This window comes from Pseudomonas sp. AC463 (assembly GCF_979253585.1).
In genome coordinates this window covers 1-248 of the sequence record NZ_CEEDDZ010000980.1, presented here as the reverse complement: position 1 = coordinate 248, position 248 = coordinate 1, and the positions used below count along the sequence as shown (strand labels likewise).

General features: G+C 56.0%; 1 rRNA gene. It reads left to right on the top strand.

Annotated features, from left to right (window positions below):
* Positions 1 to 248: ribosomal RNA gene (locus AC0IYH_RS33155) — 16S ribosomal RNA — on the top strand; the annotation flags it as partial.

Sequence of the window (248 nt, the reverse complement as noted above, 5' to 3'; positions counted from 1 at the left end):
AGAGCGGCGGACGGGTGAGTAATGCCGAGGAATCTGCCTGGTAGTGGGGGATAACGTTCGGACACGGACGCTAATACCGCCTACGTCCTACGGGAGAAAGCAGGGGACCTTCGGGCCTTGCGCTATCAGATGAGCCTAGGTCTGATTAGCTAGTTGGTGAGGTAATGGCTCACCAAGGCGACGATCCGTAACTGGTATGAGAGGATGATCAGTCACACTGGAACTGTGACACGGTCCAGACTCCTACG